Here is a 25704-nt window from a genome sequence, read left to right on the forward strand (position 1 = left end):
CGCCGCCATCGCGAGCAAGCCCGCTCCCACAGGTATCTGCTTTGACCAAAGGATTTGTGAACGACAGCGACCACTGTGGGAGCGGGCTTGCCCGCGATGGCGTCAGTCAGTGCAACTCATTTCTCAGATCCGAAACTCAGCGCTTCACCGCCACCAACGTGTAACACAACGGCAACTGCGCCTGTTGTTGCTGATACTTGTCGTAGAGTTCTTCGCGGTTGGAATGCGGGTATTCCTTGAAGTGACTGATCTGTAATCCCGCCTCGACAGCACCGGTGAAGATGGCGCCCAGGGTGTGGACGAACCAGTAGGACGCCGAGGCCTGCTGTTGGACTTTGCCTTCGTAGACGATTGGCTGGTTCTGGACGAAAGGTTCGCTGCGAAAATACGAGCTGTCCGGGCGATAGGGATCGGTTGACTCGGGGTCGAACATTTCCAGGAACGGGTGGGTTTCGTACACCACGAGAGCACCGCCGGGTTTGAGGGTTTGCGCGGCATGGCGCAAGAATTCGGCGATGTCCGGCATCCAGTTCAATACGCCGATGGTAATCAGCGCTACATCGAAGCACTGGTGAAGATCAGTCGGCAGGCGATGGATGTCAGCCTCGATGAATTCGGGCTCATGGGGCGAACGGGATGCCAGCTCCCGGGCCTGATCGAGAAAGGCCTCAGACTGGTCAATGCCCATAACACGGCGGGCCCCCAAGGCAAACAGCGAAAGACTTTCGCGTCCGTTGTTGCAGCCCAGTTGCACCACATCCTTGCCGTCGACGCCGACCTGTTGAAGCAACCCGGTGAGAGTGTCATCCAGGCAGGAAAAATCGCCATGGCTCACGGCACCCAAACAGGCCTGCCACTCAGGGGTATCTTTGTGGTGTGGGGCGGAGTCATTCCACGCATCGCGATTGCTGGCGATGGCTTTTTCTTTTGTCGGCATTTCCATTGCACGCTCCAGAATTCGGGCCTTTGATTGGCCGGTAAGAGTCTGGATCAGCGTCAGGAAAACTACCATTCGAGCTTTGTTGCGATCTTGTAATCACCGGTGGGGCGAACCCTCTTCGCGTTGATTCAACCGCTCACGCAAGAACTCGATCAGCGCCTGCACCGGTCGCGAACTCTGGCGATGTTGCGGGTAGACCGCCGACAAGGTCAGCGGCTCGGGGCGCAAATCGTCCAGCACCGGCACCAGTCGGCCGTCCTCCAGTGCCGAACCGACGATGAAGGTGGGCAGGTAGGTAATCCCCATGCCGGCGATGGCCGCGTCCTTGAGCAACTCACCGTTGTTGACCCGCATCCGCCCCGTGACATTGACGCTCAGCGGCTGGCCCCGCCCGCCGAAACGCCATTGCACCTGACGACCGTGGCCGTACGGCAGGCAATCGTGGGTGTGCAAATCTTCGGGTTTGAGCGGCGTGCCCCGCTCGGCCAGATACGCCGGGCTGGCGCAGTACACCCGTTCGATGGAGGCGAGGCGTCGGGCGATCAGTGTCGAGTCTTCCAGCACGCCGATGCGCAACGCCAAATCGTAACCCTCACCGAGCAAATCCACCGGCCGATCGCTCAGGTCGACTTCCACGGTGACGTCGCGATAACGCTGCAAAAATACCGGCAGCAAACAGCCCAAATGCGCCACGGCAAACGACAGCGGCGCACTCAGGCGAATGGTGCCGCGAGGTTCGGTGGTCTGGCCGGCAATGCCCTGCTCCATTTGCTCGACTTCGCTGAGCAGGCGCAGGGCTGACTCGTAATAACTCTGCCCCAGCGGCGTGACGTCCAGCCGCCGGGTCGAACGATTGAGCAGGCGCACGCCGAGGCGCTCTTCGAGCTGCATCAGGCGGCGGCTGACGAATTGCTTGGACAGCCCCAGCTGATCGGCTGCAGCGGTGAAGCTGCCGGAATCCATCACCTGGCAAAACATACGCATGTCTTCGAACGGGTTCATTGTCACTCTCTGGTTGACAGTTATTCGCTTTATAGCCGCTTTTTCACTTTCCGGCACCTCATTAATCTGTGCTCACGGTGTTGCTGAGGCCTGAACCCCAGCGCCACAGCAGCCCGATCCCAAGGCATACAAAAACTCAAACGAGTGAAAAAGGAATTGCACATGAACATCAAGAAAACCCTCGCCGCGTCCCTCCTCGCCCTGTCCATCGGCAACGCATTCGCCGCCGGCAGCCCCGGTGTCGAACACAACACCCAGGCCTTCCTCGAAGCCCTCGCCGCCGGCGGTGGCAAGCCGCTTGAGCAACTGAGCCCGAAAGACGCCCGCGCGGTGCTGACTGGCGCCCAGGCTTCGGTGAAGGTTGATCTGTCGGGTGTTGAAATCAGCGACAAGGCGATCAAGGTCGACGGCCAGACGATCAACCTGAAAGTGGTGCGTCCGGCCAAGGTCAAGGGTGAATTGCCCGTGTTCATGTTCTTCCACGGTGGCGGCTGGGTATTGGGCGACTTCCCGACCCACCAGCGCCTGATCCGTGACCTGGTGGTGGGGTCCGGCGCCGTCGCGGTATACGTCGACTACACGCCGTCGCCGGAAGCGCACTACCCGACCGCCATCAACCAGGCCTACACCGCGACCAAATGGGTGGCCGAGCACGGCAAAGAGATCGGTGTTGATGGCAAGCGACTGGCGGTGGCCGGCAACAGCGTCGGCGGCAACATGGCGGCGGTCGTGGCGCTGATGGCCAAAGAGCAGAAAACCCCTGCCCTGCGCTTTCAGCTGTTGATGTGGCCGGTGACCAACGCCGGATTCGATAACGGCTCGTACCAGCAATTCGCCGAGGGGCACTTCCTCACCAAAGGGATGATGCAGTGGTTCTGGGACAACTACACCACCCACCCGGCCGAGCGTGCGCAGATCCATGCCTCGCCGCTCAATGCCAGCGCCGAACAGCTCAAGGGCCTGCCTGCCGCACTGGTGCAGACCGCCGAATTCGACGTGCTGCGTGACGAAGGCGAAGGCTACGCCCGCCACCTCGATGCGGCCGGTGTGCCGGTGACCTCGGTGCGCTACAACGGGATGATTCATGACTTTGGCCTGCTCAATCCGCTGAATCAGATTCCGGAAGTCAAAGCGGCGGTACGTCAGGCCGCGGCCGAGCTCAAGACCCATCTGAACTGAGTCCAGCCTCTCGCCACACCCCAGGGTGTGGCGAGTTTTTTTGTGCCCGTTGGAGTGCAATCCATGAACCTTTTCTCTGCCCACCTGTTGCCTTGGAGCGCCCTGCTGCTGGTGCTCGACGCCCTGCTCTGGCACCTCGTCCCGTTCAAGCATCGCGCGCCAAAGGTCGGTGTGCGGCTGGTGCTGTTTCTGGCGTTCAGTGCGCTGGTCATCAACGCCGGCGTCAGCCCATTGCAGGCGCCGTTGTTTGCCGATGACCCGGTGGCGCAACTCGGTGCGACGGCGCTGGGGATTCTCTGGTGGCTGTATGCCGCACGGGTACTCACGGAAGTGTTCGGTCTGGTGCTGATGCGCCGCATAGGTCACAGCGGCCGTTTGTTGCAGGACGTGATCGGTGCGCTGGTGTTTCTGGCCTCCGTCGTCGCGGCCGCCGGTTATGTGCTGGATCTGCCGGTCAAAGGTCTGCTCGCGACGTCCGGCGTGTTCGCCATCGTGGTCGGTCTGGCGCTGCAGAGTACGTTGGCCGACGTGTTCTCCGGCATCGTGCTCAACACCACCAAGCCCTATCAGGTGGACGACTTTGTGGTGATCGATGGCGTCGAGGGTAAAGTGCTGGATATCAACTGGCGCGCCACGCACCTGTTGAGCAGCGCCGGCACGATGGCCGTGGTGCCGAACTCGGTGGCGGCCAAGGCCAAGATCGTCAACCTCAGCCGCCCGAACAACCTGCACGGGGTGTCGATCAGCATCAAGGTGGCGAACCACATCCGCCCACGCCGGGTACTCGACGCCCTCGACCGCACGCTGCAAGGCAGCAGCAACCTGTTGCTGAACCCGGCACCCAAAGCGGTGTTGAAAGAGGCTGGCGAAGAGATGTCCGAATACGTGGCCAGCGGTTTCATCGCCGAGCTGGGCAAGAAAAGCGAGGTGCGCAATCAGCTGTTCGACCTCGCCCATCGCCATCTGGAAGCGGCCGGCATTTCGCGACACCCCGACGGCGTGATCGAACCCACGACCCGCGCCCGCGCGCTGCTCGATGAAGTGAAGATTTTCCGCTCGCTGAGCCATGAGGAACGTGATCGCCTCGCCGAATCGATGGTCGCGCAACAATACGTCGCAGGCCAGGTGGTGCTGGATCTGGATGAAGTGCCGGACAGCCTGTTCGTGATCGCCACCGGCGTCGTCAGCGCCAGCGTGCCGGACGGCAATGGTTTCACCGAGGCCGGTCGCATGGGGCCGAGTGAAGTCATGGGCGAACAGAGCATCCTGGCCGATACGCCGTCGCAGGCGACGTTCACCGCGCTGACGTCTTCGATCATCTACCGTCTCGACAAGCACCTGACCCGCCAGTGCATGGAACAGCGCAGCGAAGTGGGCCGGGCCTTGAACAAGTTGCAGGCGGTGCGGCAGCAGAACAGTCGGCTGGCCTTGATGGCCAAACCGGCGCCGATCAGCAAAGGTGGTTTTTTGGGATGGCTGCAGAAGCGCTGATGCAGCGGACATTCGATCGGCACAAAAAATGCCCGCACATCGGCGGGCATTTTTTCGTCAGCACCTTACTTGGCAGTGAACTTGGTGTAGCTGTTGATCAGGTTGCGGTAGTTCGGCAGACGCTGGGACAGCAGGTTGGCCAGGCCTTCCATGTCGTTGCGCCAGTCGCCTTGCAGCTCGCAGGCCACGGAGAACCAGTTCAGCAGGTGTGCACCCGCCGCCGACATCCGTGCCCACGCTGCTTGTTGCACGGTGGTGTTGAAGGTACCGGAAGCATCGGTCACTACAAACACCTCAAAGCCTTCGGCAATGGCCGACAGGGTCGGGAACGCCACGCAGACGTCAGTCACCACGCCGGCGATGATCAGTTGCTTGCGGCCGGTAGCCTTGATTGCCTTGACGAAATCCTCGTTGTCCCAGGCATTGATCTGGCCTGGACGGGCAATGAACGGCGCATCCGGGAACTGTTCTTTGAGCTCCGGCACAATCGGGCCGTTCGGGCCGCTGTCGAAACTGGTGGTGAGGATGGTCGGCAGGTTGAAGAACTTGGCGATGTCGCCCAGGGCCAGCACGTTGTTCTTGAATTCGTTGGGCGAAAAATCCTGCACCAGCGAGATCAGGCCAGTCTGGTGATCGACCAGCAGCACAACGGCGTCATCTTTGTTCAGACGTTTGTAAGGTACGTTGCTCATGTGAAACTCCTCGGAGGGTGGACGTTGCTCAGGACGCCGACACATAAGGTCGGCGCTTTTTTAAAATCACTAGAAAGCAAAACACGAACAGCCAAATGCGCCCCAGAACCCCTGGAAATCGCTGACGGGCGCGTTCGACAAACGCGCCCGTTCATGGCTGTGGGAATGCACCGCGCACGGGCCGCTGCACTGGTGCACCTGCGCCTGCATCGGCGAATTCGGCCGCCAGTGTCCCGGAACCTTCGCCACCGGCGACCAGTCCGGCAGCACCGGCACGCTGGCAGGCCCGAGTTTTTCGAAGTCGCCGGCGGCGTACACCACCTTGCCGCCGACCACGGTCAGCACCGATTCGATCCACTTGATCGCCTCTTCCTCGACGCTGAAGAAGTCCGCGCTCAGTGCTACGAGGTCCGCCAGTTGCCCGACCTTGATCCGGCCTTTCTTGCCTTGTTCCGACGAGAACCAGGCGCTGCCATGGGTGAACAGTTCCAGCGCGGTCTGCCGTGGCAAGCCTTCCTCGTACAGCGCCAGACCACCGACGGTGCGACCGCTGACCATCCAGTACAGCGAGGTCCATGGATTGTAGCTGGACACTCGCGTGGCATCGGTGCCGGCGCCCACCGGCACACCCTCGGCGAGCATGCGCTTGATCGGCGGCGTGGCTTCGGCGGCCTGCTTGCCGTAGCGGTCGACAAAATATTCACCCTGGAACGCCATGCGATCCTGAATCGCAATACCACCGCCCAGCGCCCTCACTCGCTCGATGTTCTGCGGAGTAATGGTTTCAGCGTGGTCGAAGAACCATGGCAGGCCGTTGAACGGAATATCGCGATTGACCTTCTCGAACACGTCGAGCATGCGGCTGATGGATTCGTTGTAAGTGGCGTGCAAACGGAACGGCCAGCGCTGCTCCACCAAGTGGCGGACCACCGGCTCCAGCTCCTGCTCCATGGTTTGCGGCAGGTCTGGACGCGGTTCGAGGAAGTCTTCGAAATCCGCCGCCGAGAACACCAACATCTCGCCAGCACCGTTGTGCCGCAGGAAGTCGTCGCCCTGATGCAACTTGACGCTGCCGGTCCAGTTCTGGAAATCGGTCAGCTCTTCTTTTGGCTTCTGGGTGAACAGGTTGTAGGCGATGCGCACGGTCAGTTGATCATCTTTCGCCAACTGCTCGATCACCTGGTAATCGTCCGGGTAATTTTGGAAACCACCGCCGGCATCAATGGCGCTGGTCAGGCCGAGACGGTTGAGTTCGCGCATGAACTGGCGGGTCGAGTTGACCTGATACTCCAGCGGCAGCTTCGGCCCCTTGGCGAGTGTCGAGTAGAGAATCATCGCGTTCGGCCTGGCGACCAACATGCCGGTCGGGTTGCCGTTGGCATCACGCACGATTTCGCCACCCGGCGGGTTCGGCGTATCGCGGGTGTAGCCGACCACTTTCAGTGCGGCACGATTGAGCAGGGCACGGTCGTAGAGGTGCAGGACGAATACCGGGGTGTCGGGCGCAGCCTTGTTCAGTTCTTCAAGGGTCGGCATGCGCTTCTCGGCAAACTGGAATTCGTTCCAGCCACCGACCACCCGCACCCATTGCGGCGTCGGCGTGCGATCGGCTTGCTCCTTGAGCATGCGCAGCGCATCGGCCAGGGACGGCACGCCTTCCCAGCGCAGTTCGAGGTTGTAATTGAGACCGCCACGGATCAAGTGCAGGTGGGAGTCGTTGAGACCGGGGATGACGCAGCGGCCCTTGAGGTCGATGACCTGGGTGCCCGAGCCGCGCAGGGCCATGGCCTCTGCATCGTTACCGACCGCGACAAAGCGGCCGTCGCTGATCGCCACGGCGCTGGCGAGGGGCTTTTCGCGGTCTACGGTATGAAATTGGCCATTGAACAGAATCAGATCGGCGTTCATCGCGTGTCCTTAAGGCAGATTGGAGTGAGGCTGGCCCGCTTCCAGCCAAGGCGCGAACAAACGCGTCGCGGCGGGCATGCACACGTACACCACCGACAGCACGATGGTCAGGGTGATCAGGAACGTGGCGACCACGTAGTTGGAGAGCAAGGCGTTGAGCTGCAGCAACGGCCCCCAGAGCAGCGGCACCAGCAAGGTGTGCGGCAGGATCACCAACAACGTCACCACAGCCTGCTTCCAGCGCGGCGGTGGCGAAGCGGCATCGGCCAGTGGCGTGAACCAGAATTCATTGACCGGGTTGACCTCGGTCTGGTCGCCATCGGCCAGCATCGGCGCGGCTTCGTCGATCAACGCTTGGCGTTGCGGCGAGTCGAGCCAAAGCTGCATGGCCTCGGTGGAACAGAAACGCAACACACAGGTGTAAGTATCCAGGCCCGCACGCTTGCCGCGCACCACATCCACCCCCAGGTGCCCTTCCCGCTGTCCCGCTATGCTGACGATGTTGCGCAGCCAGGCTTCATAGGCCGCTTCGAAACCGGCCTTGACCCGGTGCTTGACGATCAGCGTCACGATCTCATCGGACCCCGGCGCTTTTTGAGTTTGGGCTTCAGGCATAACGGAGCACTCCGGGCAAACGGACATTGAGCGCCAGCCGTCCCGGCCCGGCGATAAACACAGTGGTAAACAGAATCAACAGCAGCCAGCCGAACTGCCCTTCGGCCACGCTCCATTGCGGATGCACGACCAGCAGCGCCACCAGCAGCACAAACAGAATAGGCAAGCACGCCAGCCGCGCCAGCACCCCGGCAACGATCAGCAGCGGGCACAGGACTTCGGCGAAAATCGCCAGACTCAGGGTGAGATGGGCGCCGAGGTGGAATGGGTCTTCGATGCGTTGCAACTCGGCGCTGAAGTTCAGCAGCTTGGGCAAGCCGTGCACCCACAGCAGGAACAAGCTGCCGGTGACCCGCAGAAACAGCAGCCCGACATCCCGCGCCTGTTCATCCCGTTGCGAAGCGTTCATGGCTCACCCTTGTTCAATCACTGGCCTGAATAGTGCCGCCAAGGGGTGGGGAAAAATTGAATGTACGTGCTCTCTTTGCGAGTCTCATGATTTCGATCGTTCCCACGCTCTGCGTGGGAATGCCTCAACGGACGCTCCGCGTTCGGCTCTGGAGGGGACGCGGAGCGTCCCGGGCTGCATTCCCACGCGGAGCGTGGGAACGATCGACAGGGATCAGCGCATAAAATCAGGTTACAGAGCCCGGGGCTGCCTTCAGCTCCAGACTATCCAGCGCCCGACTCACCGCCAGTTCACCCAGCATGATGAGCTGCGCGACGCCCAGTATCGTGTTGCGCTGCGGCCCTTCCAGAAACCCGGCACAGTCATTGGCGATCACCTTGGCCGAGGCAAAGGATTCGCAGGCATTGGCCAGCAACTCTTCTATGTTGATGTCCGGGGCGACGGTGTAGATCGTGCTCGGTTTGCGCAGTTTTTTGGGGGTGGACGGTTTTAGGTAGTGATCGAGGGCGCGCTCGGCGGCTTCGTTGAGTTTTTTGGGATCGAGGGGATCGTAGGGGGAAACGTCGTCGGTTTCTGGCGGGTTAGGTGTGGCTTTGAACATGGTGAATCTCCGTTATACCTGATGGAACCACCAGCACCTGTCGCTAAACAAGTAAGGGTGGCGGCTGTACGCAGGTTAGCGAACCGAGAGGTATAAGACCCGGCAGGCCCGAGGGCCTCCCGCGCACAGCCACCATATCGACACTGCAAACATGGAGTGCCTGCAATATGACGGAGCGTTGTTGCGCTTATACCTGTTCAGGTCGCTAAACCCGATCGCTGATTGGCAGCGATGCGGAAACGATAAAGACCAGGCCCAAAGCGCACAAGCCGGCGGATTCTGGCGCAGTCGTAGGCAACGGCGCAAGGATCTGTAGCTTTCAGGAAGTAACGCTAAACACCATTAAACACAGCCTTCGAATCAACACACATTCCCTGTGGGAGCGGGCTTGCTCGCGAAAGCGGTGTGTCAGGCGACATCAATGTGGACTGTGCCGCCGTCTTTGCGAGCAAGCCCGCTCCCACGGGGGTTGAGGGGTTTTGAAGAGCTGTATTTACAGCCCTGGAATATCCAGCGACACCGACATGAATTGACTGATCCGTGACCGCAGCCATTTCTCGGCAGGATCGTTGTCATGCACCCCGCTCCAGGCCATCGACAACTGCGCGGCGTCGATAGGAAACGGCGGATCTTCGGCGCGCAACGCGCAGCCTTCAACCAACGCACATGCGGCGTAATCCGGCACAGTAGCGATCATCTCGGTACCGGCGAGCAACGCGCGCAACCCACTGAACTGCGGCACACCCAGTACCACGCGACGAGTGCGACCGACCTTGGCCAGGTCGAGGTCGATGTTGCCGCTCAGGTCGCCGGAGAACGACACCATCGCATGCGGACGGGCGCAGTATTCGTCCAGCGTCAGCGGCCCCGGGCGGTCATCGCCGCGCAGGACTTTGCAGGGGATGTCGCGCAGCTTTTTGCGTTTGGCATTGGCCGGCAGGTCGGTGGTGTAGCTCACCCCCACCGAGATTTCTCCCGACGCCAGTAACGCCGGCATCAACAGGTAATTGGCGCGGCGCACCACGACCACGATCCCCGGCGCCTCCTCCTGCAACTGGCGCAGCAGCGGCGGAAACAGACCGAACTCGGCATCGTCCGACAGCCCGATGCGGAACACGTCGCAACTGCTGGCCGGGTCGAATTCCTTGGCGCGGCTGACCGCCCCCGAGATGGTGTCCATCGCCGGTTGCAGCTCCTTGAGAATCGCCAGCGCCCGCGCCGTCGGCTCCATCCCGCGACCATGGCGCAGCAACAACGGATCGTCGAACAAATCACGCAACCGCCCCAACGCAGCGCTCACTGCCGGTTGGCCCATGAACAGTTTTTCGGCGACGCGGGTCAGGTTCTTTTCGAACATCAGGGCTTCGAAAATCACCAGCAGGTTCATGTCGACGCGGCGCAGATCGTTACGGTTCATGGGCACGGTTCCCTATTGTGTTCAGCCAGGCTCGATTCTGCGGACTTTACTCGATCATCGGCACTTTCGCCGCTCGTTTGTAAGGCCCGTACTCGATGGGTACCCACTGGAAATGCTTGTCCATTGCGGTGATATGGCCGACACCCGGAAACGGCAAATGCGCCGCCGTAACCCAGATCTTGCTGGCCGCCGCATCGCTGAAAACCTTGGCGCGGCTCTTGATCGCCTGCTGATTGTCTACGTCGAAACGGATCGATACCTCGGGATGCTCGAACTGCACCGCCAGGTTATGCACCAGATCACCCATGAACAGAATGCTCTGGCCTTGGGAGTTGAACCGATACGTGGTACTGCCCGGCGTGTGCCCCGCCTCGAGCTCGGCATCGACAACGCCAGGCACTGGCGACTGCCCTACAGTAAAAGTCTTGAAGCGGCCCGCCGCGATGTAGGGCGCGGTGGAGTCCTGGGCGATCTTGAAAAACTCCCTGGCACCGGCCGGTGCCTTGGCCATGGCCTGCGGGTCAAGCCAGTAATCGGCTTCTGCCTTGGCCGCGTAGACCGTTGCGTTGGCGAACACGGGCTTTTGCTGCGCATCAACCAACCCGCACACATGATCCAGATGTAAGTGGGTGAGCAGAATGGTATCGACCTGTTCTGGCTTATAACCAGCGGCTTGCATGTTCGCCGACAGTTGGCCCGCCGTGGCACCGATGCACTGCCCTGCCCCGGTATCCACCAGAATCAATTGTTTGCCGGTATTCACCAGAAACGCATTGAACGCGGTTTGCACCCCCGGAGTTTCAATCGAGCGACGAGCCAGCAACGCGCGGATCTGGTCTTGGGTCAGACCGTCGAGCAGTTTGGGCGACAGGTCGTTGTAGCCATCAAACAACGCCGTCACTTCGTAGTCGCCCACCGCGAGCCGGTAATAACCGGGCACCTGAGTGTTCACCTGAGCCGGCGCCTGGGCCAGGCTGGTACCGGACATCAGCGCCAATGCCAGGCCAAGTCCGCCAAGCGTGCAAACGCGGGAATGCTTCATGAAATCACCCTTGATCGAGCCAAAAAAAGCGGCCTGCCCAGGCCCCTACGAGTCGTCAATCTTGCATGACCGTGCGTGGGCGCGGATTGCAGTGATGTGCTCAGTTAACGCTTTTTCACCTTCAGCCTGAGCGCGGAATTAACAACGTTTAACTCGCAAGCCAAAGCCTTCGCGACCAAGAATGAAGCCATCCGCGCGGACTTCTTTTTTGAGATTTTTCAGAAAGGGAAATGTGCTGACCCACCGTGCAGTGCACCCGCGCCCGCCCACCGACACGGACATTGGCCATGGCTCACTTTCAGCAAAACGCGATCAGGGCGTATGCCACTGAAACGCAGAAAAAGACCACGGGCGGCCTTAGCCCCTGGCGTGAAAATCTGGTTAAACAGTTGATCCTCGACCACCTCGGCGACACCCTGGAAGTGACCGAACTGGCACGGGCCTGCGCCTTGTCGCGCAGTCATTTTTCCCGTGCGTTCAAGTGCAGCACCGGTGTTTCACCGCAAGACTGGATCCGACAGCAACGCATCGCCCGGGCCAAACAGTTGATCCGCAACACCGACCTGACCCTGACGCAAATCAGCCTCGAATGTGGCTTCTGCGATCAGGCGCATTTCTCCCATATCTTCACCCGCAGCGAAGGCATCACACCGTTTGCCTGGCGTTGCCGTGCCATGAGTACGCTTCCCTCTCTCAACAGCAAAAGATCGCAGCCTTCGGCAGCGCCTACAGGTGTTCACATATCCCTGTAGGCGCCTTTGATTTTGATCAGCCCTTGATGAACGCCAGCAGATCTTCGTTGAGTTGATCCTTGTGGGTATCGGTCAGGCCGTGCGGGGCTCCCGGATAGACCTTCAATGTCGAACCCTTGACCAGTTTCGCCGAGGCGATGCCCGCCGCTTCGATCGGCACCACCTGGTCGTCGTCGCCATGCACCACCAGGGTCGGCACGTCGAACTTTTTCAGGTCTTCGGTGAAGTCGGTTTCGGAGAATGCCTTGATGCAGTCATAGGCGTTCTTGTGGCCGGAGGCCATGCCCTGCAGCCAGAACCAGTCGATCATGCCCTGGGACGGCTTGGCGCCCGGGCGGTTGAAACCGAAGAACGGACCACTGGCCAGATCCTTGTACAGCTGCGAACGGTCGACCAGCGACGCCTGGCGAATACCGTCGAACACTTCCATCGGCAGGCCGCCGGGGTTGGCTTCGGTCTTGAGCATCTGCGGCGGCACCGAGGAAATCAGCCCGGCCTTGGTCACGCGACCGGTGCCGTGGCGACCGATGTAGCGCGCCACTTCGCCACCGCCGGTGGAGAAGCCGAACAGCACAGCGTTTTGCAGATCCAGATGCTCGATCAACTGCGCCAGGTCATCGGCGTAGGTGTCCATGTCATTGCCGAACCATGGCTGGCTCGAGCGACCGTGACCACGGCGATCATGGGCGATGACCCGGTAGCCTTTGGAAGCCAGGAAGATCATTTGCGATTCCCAACTGTCGGCGTTCAACGGCCAACCGTGGCTGAAGACGATCGGCTGACCGGTGCCCCAGTCCTTGAAGTAAATTTCGGTGCCGTCTCGGGTGGTAAAGGTGCTCATTGTGAATTTCCTCATGCGTGGGGTTTTACGGCGGTTAATGAGAGGTTTGGGCCAGACGTTCGGCCAGGCGCGCCACCCGCTCGCCCAAATGTGCGGCGGTACGGCGGTCTTCCAGCGGGGGTGCAAACTCGGGGGATTGTTCGACGTTCGATTGGGCCATCGCCCCCAGCGAACTGCCGAGGCGATTCAGTTGCCCGTCGAACAGCCCCGTGCTGCTGCGCGCCGGCAGCAGGTCGAGACCGACCCAGATCATTGAGTGCTGCGCAGCGAACACCGACATCTGCAGCAAGGTGTTGAGTTTGTCGCCACACAGGCAACCGGAATTGGTGAACCCGGCCGCGAGTTTGTCGCGCCAGGGCCGGGCCAGGTAGAACGACGCGGTGGCTTCCATGAAGCCTTTGAAGGCGGCCGAGGCGCTGCCCATATAGGTCGGGGCGCCAAAGATGATTGCATCGGCACGGTGCAGGCGTTCCCAGTGATCATCCACTTCCTCGACCGGAATCAGCCGACAGGTGCTGCCCAGGTGCCGTTCCACTCCCTGGCCCACGGCTTCGGCCATGACCCGGGTGTGCCCGTAACCACTGTGATAGACCACCACCACGTTGCTCATTCCGGCTCCTCCAGAAGTGTTCATCCTTTCTGCGGCACGCTTTTTGTTGCTTGAAGGCCGATACCTTCAGCTAATTGAAGAAATGGATTTTTGAGCGTAGACCGGACACAGCACGAGTTAAACGTTGTTAATTTTCTACCGTGCACCTGACACTGCGTTGCGTTGCCGAAAAAACTTGAGGAACATGCCCGAATAGCGCGTGATAGACGGATGCAAGCAGGAGTGACCCGTTGACCCTTTCCCCCGAACAGGCCATCCATTTCGGCCCCTACCGGATCTACCCCGGACAACGCCTGGTGATGGAGGCCGACCAGCCCCTGCGCCTGGGCAGGCAGGCCATGGACATTCTGTTGATCCTGCTGGAGCACGCCGGGCAAGTGGTGAGCAAACAGCAACTGATCGCCCGGGTCTGGCCCAAAAGCGTGGTGGAAGACACCAACCTGCGTGTGCACATGGCGGCACTGCGCAAAGCCCTTGGTGACGGTCAGGCCGGCCAGCGTTACATCATCACCGTCGCCCAGCGCGGCTACAGCTTTGTCGCGCCGTTTTCCCTGGAGTCCATTGAACAACGCCCCCAAAACGACACCAATGAACCAGGCGGCCATAACCTGCCGGTCCGCCGGACTCGCATGATCGGCCGTCAGGCGCTGGTCGACAGACTGCTGGCGCAACTCTCACAGCAGCGTTTCATCACCCTCGTGGGCCCCGGCGGGATCGGCAAGACGACCGTGGCGCTGCGCGTCGCCGAGCAACTGATCGGTCGCTATCGAGACGGCATTCGCCTGGTGGACCTGGCGCCGATCAACTGCCCTTTGATGATCGGCGCGCACTTGGCGACAGCGCTGGGTCTGTCGTTGCATGACGCCGACCCCATGAACGGGCTCGCCACATGCTTGCGCGAACGGCAGATGCTGCTGGTCATCGACAACTGCGAACACCTGATCGATGCCATTGCGTTGCTCAGCGAAAGCATCCTGCGCGCGGCGCCCCAAGTGCACATTCTGGCCACCAGCCGCGAAAGCCTGCGGGCCGAAGGCGAATACGTGCAGCGCCTGGAATCACTGGACTGCCCGCCGCCCATCGCCGTGCTCGACCGCGCTCAGGCCCTGACGTTTTCGGCGCTGCAATTGTTTGTCGAGCGGGCGATGGCCAGCCACGACAGCTTCGAACTGAGCGAAGCCGAACTGCCGCTTGCGATTGAAATCTGCCGGCGCCTGGACGGCATCCCGTTGGCGATCGAACTGGCAGCGGCGCAGGTCGGCAATTTGGGTTTGAGCGGCTTGCTGTCGCAACTGCAAGACAGCTTTCGCTTGCTCGCCCAAGGCTGCCCGACCACCATGGGCCGCCATCAGACCCTGCGCGCCACGCTGGACTGGAGCTTCGAACTGCTCAATGCCTGCGAGCAGACGTGCCTGCGCCGACTGGGGATATTCCGGGGCGCTTTTACCCTGGAATCGGCGGCTGCCGTGATTGTCGGCCAGTACATCGAGCCCGACGTAGTGTTTGCCTCGATTACCCAATTGGTGGCCAAGTCATTGCTGAACGTGGAAGTCGGCGACGAAGAAGTGTTCTACCGTCTGCTCGACACCACGCGTGGCTATGCGCTGGAAAAACTCGACCAGGCCCAAGAGCTGGCGGACACCCGGGAGCGCCACGCCGAATGCTGCCTGGCCTTGATGCAGCAGGCGCAGAGCGATTGGGAACACACCCAGAGCGAGCGCTGGACCGAGCGTTACGCCCGCAGCCTGGACGACATTCGTGCGGCGCTCGATTGGGGCTTGAATACTCAAGGATCGCAAGCGTTGGCCATCCGTCTCGCCGCGACCTCGGCACCGCTCTGGCAAGAGCTGTCGCTGCTCAAGGAATACGGCGTGTACGTGCGCAAAGCCCTGGCGTTGCTCGAAGCGACGCATCAGCCCTGCCCGCGCTTGACCATGAACCTCAAGCTTGCCCTCGGCAGTTCCTGTTATCACACCCTGGGCAGTAGCGCCGAATCCGTCGAAGCCTTCGTCAGCGCCAAACACCTGGCCGAACACTGCAATGATGTGGCCGGTCAGCTCAAAGCGATTTCCGGGCACCTGGCGGTTGATCTCAGCTGCGGCCACTACCAACTGGCTCTGGAGCAGAGCCGACAATTCGAGCGGTTGAGGCCGCACGACGACGCGGTGACGGCCCTCAGCACCCAACGTTTGCGGGTCCTGGCCCTGCATTTTGCCGGGGATCAGGCACTGGCGCGGGAGAATGCCGAACAGGTCATTCAACGCCTGGCCCAGAGCGGCCAACTCAACCGTTTCACCCATGGTTTTGGTGTGCAATACGACCAGAGCGTGGCGACCCTGACGATTCTGGCGCGCATTCTCTGGCTGCAAGGGCTCCCGGAAAAAGCCTGGCATACCGCACGACAGGCGCTCGACATCGCGATGCAAATCAATCATGGCACGTCCATCTGCTACACCCTGGCGCTGTCCGGTTGCCTGATCGCCCACTACAACGGCAACACGCCGGTCGCCCGCGAGTTCCTGGCCTTGCTGCTTGAGCAGTCGAAGAAACACTCGGTGTTGCTGTTCTACACCTGGGCCAAACACTACGCGCAGGTGATCGACGGAACTGATGCGCCCTCATCCCCGCGACCGGACACCGGGTTGGTCAAGGAAATCATGGTCACTCTGGGCAGCCGTTTCATCGATGATGCGTTGCTGGAGCGGGCCGAAAACGGCGCGGCGGGCTGGAGCACGGCAGAGATTCTACGGGCCCGGGCCGACGCGTTACTGGCAGAGGATTGCCCGAGCAGTGCTGACGCGGCCGAGGCGGTGCTGCTCAAGGCTTTAGCCGTGGCAAAAACCCAGGGAGCGCTGGCCTGGGAACTGCGCAGTGCGACTTCGCTGGCCCAGCTGTGGCAGCGTCAGGGCCACTTCCGGCAAGCCCATGAGCTGCTGGCGCCGATTTACCAGCGCTTCACCGAAGGCTTCGCCACACCGGACCTGATAAAAGTCCGGCGGTTACTCGACGAATTGCAGCACGACCTGTCCGACTGATGTCCAGTGGGTCCGGCTGATGTAGCGCTCATAACGCAGTTCGAAGGCACGCAAGTAACCGCTGTTTTCGAGTTTCTCCAGGGCGTAGGTGCGCGTGGTATTGAGGAAACGGTAGCGCGTCACGCCGTTGCCCTGCTCGACCGACAGCAGCGATTTATTCGCCAGACTCTCCACCACGCTGACCAGGTTTGCCGGCAGCAACATCGCGCCACTGATCACGCCAATCGCCGCGCCCAGGGTGAACGCCATCTTGAACACCGCCAGCCGCTGCAACACGATCTGTTCCAACGGGCTCAGCCGTTCATAGCTCCAGTCCAGTGCGGCTTTGAGATTCTGATGCCGTGGCACGGCGGTGCGTCGACCTTGGCTCAACAGCTGAAAACAGTTGCCCAGTTGCGCTTGCAACCCCACCAGCGCCAATGCATCGATCTGCGCCGCCGCCAGCTCAATGGCCAGGGGCAAGCCATCCAGCCGACGACAGATTTCACGCACAGCCTTCAGATCCTGTTGGCGCAAGGCAAACCCTTGCTGACGGGCTCGGGCGCGGCTGACCAACAGCTGCACCGCTGAATACCCCATGGCCTCGTCCACGCTATAAATCGCCGAGGCTGGCGGCACCGTCAGGGGCGGTAACCGCAGCAGCGTTTCCCCCGCTGCTCGCAGCGGTTCGCGACTGGTGGCGAGGATCGACAGTCGAGGCGCCGAGGCCAACAGATCGTCCACCACTGTCCTGCAACGTTCGAGCAGGTGTTCGCAGTTGTCGAGCACCACCAAGGCATGCCGTTGCGCCAACGCCTTTGCGCCGACATCCAGTTCCAGCGTGCGCGACAGATGATCGAAAAGCTGCGACGGGTCATCGATGGCCGACAGGTCAACCATCCAGACACCATCCCGATAGTGCTGCAACAGCAACTCGGCCACGCGCAACGCCACGGTGGTCTTGCCGATGCCGGCGGGGCCGATCAGGGTCATGAAGCGTCGAACCGGCAACTGCCGGACCACACTGCCGACAATCGAGTCGCGACCGGTCACAGGTGTAAGCCGGGCAGGCAAGTTGTGTTGAGGCTTGTGCACGGTTTCGACCAGCACCGGCGTGCCCGCCCGATCGTGCTGCACCGGGGCGATGAAGCTATAACCGCGCTGGGGAATATTAACGATATAGGGCTGCCCGTTCGGCCCATCGCCGAGCGCTCGACGCAGGGCGGCGATGTGTACGCGCAGGTTGATCTCTTCGACCACCGAAGTCGGCCAGACGTGGGCAATCAGGGCATCCTTACTGACCACCGCACCGGCGTGCTCGACCAGCACCTGCAAAATTTCCAGGGCTCGCCCGCCCATGCGCAGTGGCCGATCACCGTCCAGAATCAGCCGCTGATGCAGGTGGAATGCGTAGGGCCCGAACCGCAGCACCGTGTCACTGTTTATCTCTCTGAGGTTGTTCATGCACGTTCATACGCTGAAAACCTGGCTCGGTTCAAGGAACTGCAAGCTCCATCGAACCCGCCCATCCAGGCTCCCGCACCTCCAAAAAAAGAGTTCACGGGTATCTTGGCAGGCATGGGTGACGGTACAACGGCCATGGGAGGAGCATCACGGCCATCGCGGTGCGCACGACGGACAACAGCGCGTTAACTGAACTGCTCGCGATACTGGGTGGGCGTCAGGCCGAGCTTTTCACTGAACAGAAAACGCATGTGCCGCACGCTGCCGAAGCCACTTTTATAGGCCACGGTCTTGAGCGGAAGGTCGCTGGTTTCCAGCAGATTCCTGGCGTGATCGATACGCGCGCTTTGCAGAAACTCCATCGGCGTCATGTTCAGTTCCCGGGCAAAAACCCTGGCGAAGTGCCGCGCGCTCATGTTCACCAGACTGGCCATGCGCTCGATGCTGAATGCTTCGTCGAGGTGTTCGAGCACATGGTTCTGCACTCGAGTGATCGGCGTTTCCTGGGGAGCCACCGCCGCCATCAACGGACTGAATTGCGCCTGTCCGCCCTGGCGTTTCATCACCACCAGCAACACCTTGGCGACGTCCTGAGCGACTTTCTTGCCGTGGTCCTGGGCAACCACCGCCAGCGCAAGATCGATGCCGGCGGTGACACCGCCGGAGGTGATGAGATTGCGGTCCTGCACGAAAATCTGATCAGTCTCGACGGTGGCCTTGGGGAAGCCCTTGATCAGACGCTCGGTGTAATGCCAGTGAGTGGTCACGCGATAGCCGTCCAGCAATCCGGCATGCCCGAGCACGAACGCGCCGGTGCAGATCGAACCATAACGGTTTGCCCGGGTGACGGCGCCCTTGAGCCAGCCGAGCAGCGGCGGATGCCTTTCGTTGTAGGCCCCCGGCCCGCCCGGCACCAGCAATAAGTCGTAGCCCTCGTTCGCCTGATCGATGTGCAGATCGGCCTGGACATTGACGCCGTTGGAGGCCCGCAACGCGCCATGCTCGGTGCCGATGGTCGCCAGCTCGTAACGGTCCGCGGGTTGCAGATAACGATTGGCGATGGAAAACACCTCCATGGGACCGGCCATGTCGAGCAGAAGAAAGTCGGGGAACAGCACCATTGCCACGGTTTTCATGGGTTCAGGGTCACTAAAAGAGAACTGTTTAATACCATTGCGCCGAACACCAAACCCTTGTGGGAGCGAGCCTGCTCGCGATAGCGGTTTCACACTCACGATGATGGTGACTATAAGACCGCTATCGCGAGCAGGCTCGCTCCCACAAGTATTGCGCCCGGCATTATGGCCAAGTGTAACAATAAGGATACATGAACCTGTTCATATGACTGTCAACCTGTACGAGACAGTATTTCAATTTTCATCTACTTATTGCACTAACCGGTAAACATTAACCTTCTCCTCACTCGGACGAATTCACGTCCTGACAGGAGATTTCATTATGCTGACCCTTCGTAAAGCTTCGGATCGCGGCGCGGCCAATCACGGTTGGTTGAAGTCGTTCCACACCTTTTCTTTCGCCAACTACCGTAACCCACGGGAGCAGGGTTTTTCCGACCTGCTGGTGATCAACGACGACCGCGTGGCCGCTGGCAAAGGCTTTGGCCAGCACCCGCACCGCGACATGGAAATTTTCTCCTATGTGCTCGAAGGTGCGCTGGAACACAAGGACACTTTGGGTACCGGCTCGGTGATCCGCCCCGGCGATGTGCAATTGATGAGCGCTGGCAGTGGCGTGGCGCACAGTGAATACAATCACTCCTCGACACGCCCGGTGCACTTCCTGCAAATCTGGATTGTGCCGGACGTCAGCGGCGCCAAACCGCGCTACCAGCAAGAGCACTTCAGCCCGCAGAAAAAACGCGGACGCTTGCAACTGATCATCTCCCCTGACGGGGCCAACGGTTCGCTGAAAGTCCGGCAGGATGCGCGGGTGTATGCCGGCCTGATCGACGGCAAGGAAAGCGCCACGCTGGAACTGGCTGCCAATCGCTATGCCTACGTGCATGTTGCGCGGGGTAGTGTCGAGTTGAACGGCATGTCGTTGCAGGAAGGCGATGGTGTGCGGGTTCGCGAAGAACAGGTACTGACCTTAAGCAACGGCGTGGATGCCGAGGTGCTGGTGTTTGACTTGCGGCCGCAGGAATTGCCGGAAATGCCGTGAATCCCCATACCTTGTGGCGAGGGGCTTGCCCCCTCGCCACATTCCTCATGAAACCTTCAAGTTACCGATAACCACGAGCCTGCACGCTGAACAACTGCGCATAGCGCCCGCCCGCCGCGACCAGGCTGTCGTGATCGCCTCGCTCAAGGATCGAACCCTGGTCCAGCACGATGATGTGATCGGCATTACGCACACTGGAAAAGCGGTGAGAAATCAGCAACGTCATGCGGTCTTCAGTGTGTTGACTGAAATGCTCGAACACCGCCGCTTCCGCCGCCGGGTCCAGGGCCGAGGTCGGTTCATCCAGAATCAGGATATCGGCGTCGCGGCGCATGTAGGCGCGAGACAAGGCGATTTTTTGCCATTGCCCACCGGACAACTCCTGCCCACCGGCAAACCACCGTCCTAATTGGGTAGCGTAACCGCGATCCAGACGCTCGATAAAGGGCGCGGCCATGCCCTCGGCGGCCGCTTGCTGCCAACGCGCTTGATCGTTGAACGCCAGGGTATCGCCCACGCCGATGTTCTCGCCCACGGAGAACTGGTAGCGAATGTAGTCCTGGAAGATCACGCCGATGCGCCGTCTCAGTGCCTCTTCGTCCCAGGACTGCAAATCGCTGCCATCCAGCAGAATACGGCCCTGGTCGGGGCGATACAGCCGGGTCAGCAACTTGATCAGCGTGGTTTTGCCCGAACCGTTTTCCCCCACCAGCGCGACACTGTGTCCGGGCATCAGGTGCAAATCGATGCCCTGCAAAGCGGCGCGACTCGCCCCCGGATAACGGAAACCGACATTCTCGAAACGCACACCATCGCCGGGCGCTGTGCCCACGGTGAGGCTTCCGCTATCGGCAATAACCGGCTCGGCCAAATACTCGTAGAGGCTCGACAGGTAAAGGCCATCCTCGTAGAGACCACTGATCGCGCTCAAGCTGCTGCTCACCGCGGCCTGCCCCTGCTTGAACAGCACCAGGTACATGGTCATTTGCCCAAGGGTAATATTGCCGTGAACGGTATCGATCACGATCCAGGCATAGGCCAGATAAAACGCAGCGGTGCCCAGCAATCCCAGGACAAAACCCCAGCCATCGCGACGCAGCGTCAGGCGCCGGTCTTCGGCATAGAGACGAGCAAACGTGTCCCGATAACGCTTCAACAGCAGTGGCGCGAAGCCGAACAGCTTCACCTCTTTGATATAGCCCTCATGGGAGAGCAGCGTCTCGATGTAATTCTGCTGCCGACTCTCCGGCGCCCGGCGCGTGAACAGCCGAAAGGCATCCCCGGAAAAGTGCGCTTCTGCAAAGAACACCGGCAACGCCCCAACCACCAGCAACACCAGCGCCCACGGCGAAAAGTGCACCAGTAACACGCCGAAGCTGATCAACACGATCAGGTTCTGGATCAGCCCCAGCGACTTCATCACCAGCGCCAGCGGCCGGGTCGATGCCTCGCGCCGCACCCGTACCAGCTTGTCGTAGAACTCCGAATTCTCGAACTGAACCAACGATAACGTCTGGGCCTTCTCCAGGATCATCGTGTTGACCTTCTGCCCCAACTGCACCCGCAACAGCGATTGCTGAACCGACAGTGCGCGCTGTGTCCCGGACAGCAACGCAAGCACGCCCGCTTCGAACAGTACATAGCGCACAACCGGCCATAACGGCGCATTGCCCTGTTGGGCGTGCAACTGCATGGCGGTGACTACGGCGTCGACAATCCGCTGCCCCAGCCAGGCTGCCAGCGCCGGCAACACACCGGCAATCAGAGTCGCCAGTACCAGCCCCAGAAACAGCCCACGGGACGTTCCCCAGACCAGCAACAAGGCACGTCTCGCCTGGTCGAGCAAAGAGGCGAAGCGGGTAAGGACGGGCATAGGGCAACGGACTCGGTGGCGGATGTCAGAGGAGCGCACACGTTCTACAGTACGTGGAATGAGCCATCCACTCTACGGGGATATGACGCGATAAGGCTGGCCTCGCCCATCGTAAAAACATCTAAAAAAACACCCTCATTCGCTACGTTTTAGCGCTTTGCTATGGGGAGTCAATGCCCATCGATATTCGAGGATGAACCTGAACGTCCAGCCGATGTGCCCTCTCCATAACCGGGAGCAAAACGTGAAAATCAATCCCTACCTGATCTTCAACGGCGACTGCGAGGCCGCTTTCACGTTCTACGCCCAAAGCCTGCCAGGCCAGATAGAAGTCATGATGACCTTCGGCGAAACTCCGGCTCGCGATCATGTTCCAACCGACTGTCATAACCTGATCATCCATACGCGGCTGCTGGTCGCAGACCAGGCAATCATGGGGTCGGACACCACACCTGATCGCCCCACCACCAAGATGAGCGGTTGTTCGGTTTCGTTGAATGTCGACAGTGTGGCGCAGGCAGAGCGGGTGTTTGCTGCATTGGCAGAAGGCGGCAGTATTCAAATGCCGCTGGAGGCGACGTTCTGGGCGGCACGTTTCGGGATGCTGGTCGATCGGTTTGGCGTGGCGTGGCGTGGATGGTTAATTGCGAAAAGGATCAGTGACCGGGCTCCTCCCCGGTTAGTACACAAAATTTAATGGCTCTTTAATATCAACTTTGGGGATTTTTTTCAATCGCCAAACAGAATAACTACACGCTCACAAATTCCCCCTTGACATAAATATTACGAATATAATGCCAAATAACTCAATTAATATAGTCTCCCTTTCATTCGCCCTAAAAAGAGGCGAACGCTGCACTGATCGCCCCCCCGACGTGCACCTACATCACCCTAGAACACCGTGGAATATCCTTATAAATCAAATCCAATTTTCAAAAATTCGGACATCCGCACAGTTCATACGCAAGACTCCTCAGTTGTGCTTCGTCCTGCAGCCAGATGGGCAGTTAGCCATCGCATCTGTGTTTTTCATAGAAAAGTCAACCTAAAGAGCCTAGTCCGACTGAAAGGGGGCGTAACTAAGCCCGATATCACAGAAACAAATGGGCTTAAGCCTCGGCATTTGCCTATGTCATTGAATCAGCTGAAACTACTGAGCATGGAGTGACGTGTGTTCACGACGGGAAATGTTATAAAAAGTCAGATAACGTCAGTATTTTGTGTATTAAGATTGCAATGCCAGCACATATGAGTAATTTACATGATGAGCACTGAGAGCAAAATCGAAAATAGCCAGAGGGGTATTCTCGCTATTGGGCGCACTTGGCGCTCGACAGAGAAACTTCGACAATTATTTGTACCTAATTTCACACATGTTTATACATTAGATTATCCAAACCCGCCAAGCCTGGATATCGAAACGCAAACACTCGATACCGTACTGATTGATATTGAAAGCCCCTCCATCCTTAATGACTGCCTGGCGCTGATCAAGAAGTTACGTACGAATCCGACAGAACTGGCCATTATTGTTGCAATCAACTATCGCTCTCCGCAAACCAAGATTGAATGTTACTTGGCCGGAGCCGATCACTGCATCAATGTACCTAACGATCAGGATGAAAAAGCCAGGTTACTCTCAGAGTTGTTCGAAACTCCTGAATGGCAGCCCAGCGTCAAGTTGACCCTGGACCAAACATGCCTGCACTTATACAACGATGAATACAAACTGGATCTGGCCTATCAGGAAATGAAAGCCCTGGATGCGCTTATTAACGCAGAAGGTAATATTCTGCACCATGACTGCATGGCCGAATCCATGGGCTTAAATATAAAACTCTACGACTCACGCGTCTTGGAGAAATCCATAAGCCGGCTTCGAAACAAAATCAAAAAACACTTTGGCGTTAACATCATTCACAGTGTTCGCGGTTATGGCTATCGACTGCTTCGAGGGGTCGTATCAGTCAATCAGGCAAACTTTCACTCTTAAAGGGATTAAATGATGGAGCCCGGCAGGCAAGCTATAGTGCACGAAAACTTCGCATTGGTATTCTTCAGGCAATCGATTCTGAAACGAAACGATGAACTGTTCGGCAGCGAAATTTATGCCAAGGCGACCAAACAGGAGGCACCTCTGAACAAGGGGTATCAGCAGCTGCATTCCGATCATCCACTGGCGACTTATTACGAAGTCCTGACTCGGATCCAATTGAATGCCCTCTCACAGATTGAGGCCATGCCTTCCCATTCCGCACCGGCGCCAAACAAGCTGTTCGTGACCATGAATCAATCTGCTTTATTGGATAAAGCGCTTATCAAGGAAATGAACGATGCTCAAGCGATACTCAAAAAGCATGAGCAACAGCTAATTCCCAGTATTAACAGCAGTTCGCTCCTGTCGTTCAACCTGAAAGAAAAAAGAACCATTATCAATCACATTCACCTATTAAAAGACAATGGGATCGAGATCGCTTTCGATGGCTATGATTTAAGCGACGACAGCACCGAAAAACTGATCAGCCTGGCGCTGTTCGATTACATAAAAGTGGACCTGACCAAATCCAACTTCGACATCATGGTCGAAAACAGCCAGGACTTTTTCAACAGGTCTTACGACTGCCTGAGTGGCATGATCCATGACAGCAAGATCAAATTCGTGGCGGACCGGGTGGAGCACAAAGCACTACACACACTGGCTCGCAGCATGCCCTTCGACTTTTTTCAGGGGAGGTACTACTCGCCGACCGAGCTTATTTAAGTTTTGAATAACTTCACCAGACTAGGAAGGAACCTTATTGTGAATACTCCGAATAACAGCTTTCTGATTTTCACCCGTGACCAACTGGCACGACAAGCAATCGAATCGCTTCTCGCGCAACGCCTGTATTTATCCTTTGAAATCGAGTCAGGTAAACTCAGCAGCGAACGCATCCGAAAGAGTCGATTCACGCACATCCTGCTCGACCAGGCGGACATATCGCTGAGCGATGTCAGTTTCATCCGTAAAAATCAAAAAGATGCGGAAATCATCCTCATAACGCCCAACGCTGAACCTTCGGAACTTCATCACTTTTCGCACTTCGGTGTTGATGGCTTTCTCAAGAAGCCAGTGGCTGACGACGAATTCATCACGGCAGTTAGTCGGGTTAAAGAGTCCCAGGGCAATCCTGATATCTGGTGGTTTAACGCTGACGATCGTACATTGGTCAAAGAAGACATCACTATTCCATTGACCGGTACCGAATCGTTAATGCTCACCCAACTGATCCTCAGCGATCGACGGGTAGTCAGAAAAAACGATCTTATTCAACGCATCGATAAAGACCCGGAGAACTATAGCGGCCTTGAGATGTGCCTGAGTCGCTTGCAGAAAAAGTTCAAGACGGCAGCCAATGGAGAACGGCTGATCCGCTCGGTCAGAAACCGCGGCTATTGCCTCGCACAAAGGATACGCGTCGCTTACTGATCGAGTGATCGCAAAAATAATAACAATAAATGCGACTCACTGCCCCACCTGATCCACCCACACCCATGACCTGCCTCCTTGCACTACACATCCTGATTATCGCCATCAACTCTTCCAGGTATGGCGCCCCGCTCCGCTTCATTCCTCGCCAACACGACCAACGTTTATCGAATGCTGCAATTATATAGACGGCTGAGCGATATC

At 59.0% G+C, this 25704-nt stretch carries 22 protein-coding genes and 1 pseudogene; 9 read left to right on the forward strand and 14 right to left on the reverse strand.

Translation table 11 applies throughout. The features are described from left to right. Nucleotides 1-136 precede the first annotated feature (136 nt). Nucleotides 137-943: a class I SAM-dependent methyltransferase gene (locus PSH88_RS18315; RefSeq protein ID WP_305421916.1), complete on the reverse strand. Its 807-nt coding sequence runs from the start codon at nt 941-943 to the stop codon at nt 137-139. A 93-nt stretch (nt 944-1036) separates the two neighbouring features. Further along, nucleotides 1037-1942 (reverse strand): LysR family transcriptional regulator, encoded by a 906-nt coding sequence (locus tag PSH88_RS18320; protein WP_305421917.1) that lies wholly within the window; start codon nt 1940-1942, stop codon nt 1037-1039. 162 nt (nt 1943-2104) lie between these two features. On the opposite strand from PSH88_RS18320, the gene PSH88_RS18325 reads away from it, so the two are divergent. After that, nucleotides 2105-3121, forward strand: a complete 1017-nt coding sequence (locus PSH88_RS18325; protein ID WP_305421918.1) for an alpha/beta hydrolase — start codon at nt 2105-2107, stop codon at nt 3119-3121. Nucleotides 3122-3184: 63 nt separating this feature from the next. Then, a complete protein-coding gene (locus PSH88_RS18330; RefSeq protein ID WP_305421920.1) occupies nt 3185-4612 on the forward strand; it encodes a mechanosensitive ion channel family protein in 1428 nt (475 codons plus the stop codon). A 65-nt stretch (nt 4613-4677) separates the two neighbouring features. Here the strand turns inward: PSH88_RS18330 and ycaC are convergent, their stop codons facing one another. From ycaC to PSH88_RS18365, 7 genes are all read right to left on the reverse strand, one after another. Then, nucleotides 4678-5304: an isochorismate family cysteine hydrolase YcaC gene (gene ycaC, locus PSH88_RS18335; protein WP_008073343.1), complete on the reverse strand. Its 627-nt coding sequence runs from the start codon at nt 5302-5304 to the stop codon at nt 4678-4680. 69 nt (nt 5305-5373) lie between these two features. Continuing rightward, the gene (locus PSH88_RS18340) at nt 5374-7212 is read right to left on the reverse strand and encodes an amidohydrolase (protein WP_305421923.1); all 1839 of its coding nucleotides are present in this window, start codon (nt 7210-7212) and stop codon (nt 5374-5376) included. Between the two features lie 9 nt (nt 7213-7221). Continuing rightward, nucleotides 7222-7827 carry an antibiotic biosynthesis monooxygenase gene (locus tag PSH88_RS18345; protein ID WP_305421925.1) on the reverse strand — a complete coding sequence of 202 codons (606 nt, stop codon included), beginning with the start codon at nt 7825-7827 and terminating at the stop codon, nt 7222-7224. Further along, nucleotides 7820-8236, reverse strand: a complete 417-nt coding sequence (locus tag PSH88_RS18350) for a DoxX family protein (RefSeq protein WP_305421927.1) — start codon at nt 8234-8236, stop codon at nt 7820-7822. Before PSH88_RS18350 ends, PSH88_RS18345 begins: the two co-directional genes overlap by 8 nt. A gap of 226 nt (nt 8237-8462) precedes the next feature. Further along, the gene (locus tag PSH88_RS18355) at nt 8463-8837 is read right to left on the reverse strand and encodes a DUF6124 family protein (RefSeq protein WP_305421928.1); all 375 of its coding nucleotides are present in this window, start codon (nt 8835-8837) and stop codon (nt 8463-8465) included. A gap of 493 nt (nt 8838-9330) precedes the next feature. Beyond that, nucleotides 9331-10254: a LysR family transcriptional regulator gene (locus PSH88_RS18360; protein ID WP_305421929.1), complete on the reverse strand. Its 924-nt coding sequence runs from the start codon at nt 10252-10254 to the stop codon at nt 9331-9333. A 46-nt stretch (nt 10255-10300) separates the two neighbouring features. Further along, entirely contained in the window at nt 10301-11296 is a 996-nt protein-coding gene (locus PSH88_RS18365) for an MBL fold metallo-hydrolase (protein WP_305421930.1), read from the reverse strand. A 287-nt stretch (nt 11297-11583) separates the two neighbouring features. Between PSH88_RS18365 and PSH88_RS18370 the strand changes: the two genes are divergently transcribed. Next, entirely contained in the window at nt 11584-12048 is a 465-nt protein-coding gene (locus PSH88_RS18370) for a helix-turn-helix domain-containing protein (RefSeq protein ID WP_305421931.1), read from the forward strand. 16 nt (nt 12049-12064) lie between these two features. Here the strand turns inward: PSH88_RS18370 and PSH88_RS18375 are convergent, their stop codons facing one another. Beyond that, the gene (locus PSH88_RS18375; protein WP_305421932.1) at nt 12065-12889 is read right to left on the reverse strand and encodes an alpha/beta fold hydrolase; all 825 of its coding nucleotides are present in this window, start codon (nt 12887-12889) and stop codon (nt 12065-12067) included. A 34-nt stretch (nt 12890-12923) separates the two neighbouring features. After that, nucleotides 12924-13499 (reverse strand): flavodoxin family protein, encoded by a 576-nt coding sequence (locus PSH88_RS18380; protein ID WP_305421933.1) that lies wholly within the window; start codon nt 13497-13499, stop codon nt 12924-12926. 230 nt (nt 13500-13729) lie between these two features. On the opposite strand from PSH88_RS18380, the gene PSH88_RS18385 reads away from it, so the two are divergent. After that, nucleotides 13730-16534, forward strand: a complete 2805-nt coding sequence (locus PSH88_RS18385) for an ATP-binding protein (protein WP_305421934.1) — start codon at nt 13730-13732, stop codon at nt 16532-16534. Here the strand turns inward: PSH88_RS18385 and PSH88_RS18390 are convergent. After that, nucleotides 16499-17977: an ATP-binding protein gene (locus PSH88_RS18390; protein WP_305421935.1), complete on the reverse strand. Its 1479-nt coding sequence runs from the start codon at nt 17975-17977 to the stop codon at nt 16499-16501. The two genes, PSH88_RS18385 and PSH88_RS18390, sit on opposite strands and share 36 nt — an antisense overlap. 185 nt (nt 17978-18162) lie before the next feature. Beyond that, complete coding sequence (locus PSH88_RS18395) at nt 18163-19113, reverse strand: GlxA family transcriptional regulator (protein WP_305421936.1); 951 nt, start codon at nt 19111-19113, stop codon at nt 18163-18165. A gap of 322 nt (nt 19114-19435) precedes the next feature. Between PSH88_RS18395 and PSH88_RS18400 the strand changes: the two genes are divergently transcribed. Further along, nucleotides 19436-20158, forward strand: coding sequence for a pirin family protein (locus PSH88_RS18400; RefSeq protein ID WP_305421937.1), 723 nt, complete (start codon nt 19436-19438; stop codon nt 20156-20158). A gap of 61 nt (nt 20159-20219) precedes the next feature. Here PSH88_RS18400 and PSH88_RS18405 read toward each other — a convergent pair whose 3' ends face one another. After that, a complete protein-coding gene (locus PSH88_RS18405) occupies nt 20220-22031 on the reverse strand; it encodes an ABC transporter ATP-binding protein (protein WP_305421938.1) in 1812 nt (603 codons plus the stop codon). A gap of 244 nt (nt 22032-22275) precedes the next feature. Here PSH88_RS18405 and PSH88_RS18410 point away from each other — a divergent pair. The 4 genes and pseudogenes from PSH88_RS18410 to PSH88_RS18425 all read left to right on the forward strand — a co-directional run bounded on the left by PSH88_RS18410 (nt 22276) and on the right by PSH88_RS18425 (nt 25500). Then, a pseudogene (locus PSH88_RS18410) lies at nt 22276-22694 on the forward strand (VOC family protein). A 598-nt stretch (nt 22695-23292) separates the two neighbouring features. After that, nucleotides 23293-24024, forward strand: a complete 732-nt coding sequence (locus PSH88_RS18415) for a winged helix-turn-helix domain-containing protein (RefSeq protein WP_305421939.1) — start codon at nt 23293-23295, stop codon at nt 24022-24024. A gap of 12 nt (nt 24025-24036) precedes the next feature. After that, complete coding sequence (locus PSH88_RS18420; protein WP_348529770.1) at nt 24037-24792, forward strand: EAL domain-containing protein; 756 nt, start codon at nt 24037-24039, stop codon at nt 24790-24792. A gap of 39 nt (nt 24793-24831) precedes the next feature. Beyond that, nucleotides 24832-25500, forward strand: a complete 669-nt coding sequence (locus PSH88_RS18425; protein WP_305421941.1) for a winged helix-turn-helix domain-containing protein — start codon at nt 24832-24834, stop codon at nt 25498-25500. Nucleotides 25501-25704 lie beyond the last annotated feature (204 nt).

Origin of the sequence: Pseudomonas wuhanensis, from assembly GCF_030687395.1 — a bacterium.
In the GTDB taxonomy this organism is placed as follows: Bacteria; Pseudomonadota; Gammaproteobacteria; order Pseudomonadales; family Pseudomonadaceae; genus Aquipseudomonas; species Aquipseudomonas wuhanensis.

What these genes read in the sequence shown, in the direction of transcription:
- PSH88_RS18315 (WP_305421916.1), bottom strand. Translation starts at nt 943, where the DNA reads ATGGAAATGCCGACAAAAGAAAAAGCCATCGCCAGCAATCGCGATGCG.
- PSH88_RS18320 (WP_305421917.1), bottom strand. Translation starts at nt 1,942, where the DNA reads ATGAACCCGTTCGAAGACATGCGTATGTTTTGCCAGGTGATGGATTCC.
- PSH88_RS18325 (WP_305421918.1), top strand. Translation starts at nt 2,105, where the DNA reads ATGAACATCAAGAAAACCCTCGCCGCGTCCCTCCTCGCCCTGTCCATC.
- PSH88_RS18330 (WP_305421920.1), top strand. Translation starts at nt 3,185, where the DNA reads ATGAACCTTTTCTCTGCCCACCTGTTGCCTTGGAGCGCCCTGCTGCTG.
- ycaC (WP_008073343.1), bottom strand. Translation starts at nt 5,304, where the DNA reads ATGAGCAACGTACCTTACAAACGTCTGAACAAAGATGACGCCGTTGTG.
- PSH88_RS18340 (WP_305421923.1), bottom strand. Translation starts at nt 7,212, where the DNA reads ATGAACGCCGATCTGATTCTGTTCAATGGCCAATTTCATACCGTAGAC.
- PSH88_RS18345 (WP_305421925.1), bottom strand. Translation starts at nt 7,827, where the DNA reads ATGCCTGAAGCCCAAACTCAAAAAGCGCCGGGGTCCGATGAGATCGTG.
- PSH88_RS18350 (WP_305421927.1), bottom strand. Translation starts at nt 8,236, where the DNA reads ATGAACGCTTCGCAACGGGATGAACAGGCGCGGGATGTCGGGCTGCTG.
- PSH88_RS18355 (WP_305421928.1), bottom strand. Translation starts at nt 8,837, where the DNA reads ATGTTCAAAGCCACACCTAACCCGCCAGAAACCGACGACGTTTCCCCC.
- PSH88_RS18360 (WP_305421929.1), bottom strand. Translation starts at nt 10,254, where the DNA reads ATGAACCGTAACGATCTGCGCCGCGTCGACATGAACCTGCTGGTGATT.
- PSH88_RS18365 (WP_305421930.1), bottom strand. Translation starts at nt 11,296, where the DNA reads ATGAAGCATTCCCGCGTTTGCACGCTTGGCGGACTTGGCCTGGCATTG.
- PSH88_RS18370 (WP_305421931.1), top strand. Translation starts at nt 11,584, where the DNA reads ATGGCTCACTTTCAGCAAAACGCGATCAGGGCGTATGCCACTGAAACG.
- PSH88_RS18375 (WP_305421932.1), bottom strand. Translation starts at nt 12,889, where the DNA reads ATGAGCACCTTTACCACCCGAGACGGCACCGAAATTTACTTCAAGGAC.
- PSH88_RS18380 (WP_305421933.1), bottom strand. Translation starts at nt 13,499, where the DNA reads ATGAGCAACGTGGTGGTGGTCTATCACAGTGGTTACGGGCACACCCGG.
- PSH88_RS18390 (WP_305421935.1), bottom strand. Translation starts at nt 17,977, where the DNA reads ATGAACAACCTCAGAGAGATAAACAGTGACACGGTGCTGCGGTTCGGG.
- PSH88_RS18395 (WP_305421936.1), bottom strand. Translation starts at nt 19,113, where the DNA reads ATGAAAACCGTGGCAATGGTGCTGTTCCCCGACTTTCTTCTGCTCGAC.
- PSH88_RS18400 (WP_305421937.1), top strand. Translation starts at nt 19,436, where the DNA reads ATGCTGACCCTTCGTAAAGCTTCGGATCGCGGCGCGGCCAATCACGGT.
- PSH88_RS18405 (WP_305421938.1), bottom strand. Translation starts at nt 22,031, where the DNA reads ATGCCCGTCCTTACCCGCTTCGCCTCTTTGCTCGACCAGGCGAGACGT.
- PSH88_RS18415 (WP_305421939.1), top strand. Translation starts at nt 23,293, where the DNA reads ATGATGAGCACTGAGAGCAAAATCGAAAATAGCCAGAGGGGTATTCTC.
- PSH88_RS18420 (WP_348529770.1), top strand. Translation starts at nt 24,037, where the DNA reads ATGGAGCCCGGCAGGCAAGCTATAGTGCACGAAAACTTCGCATTGGTA.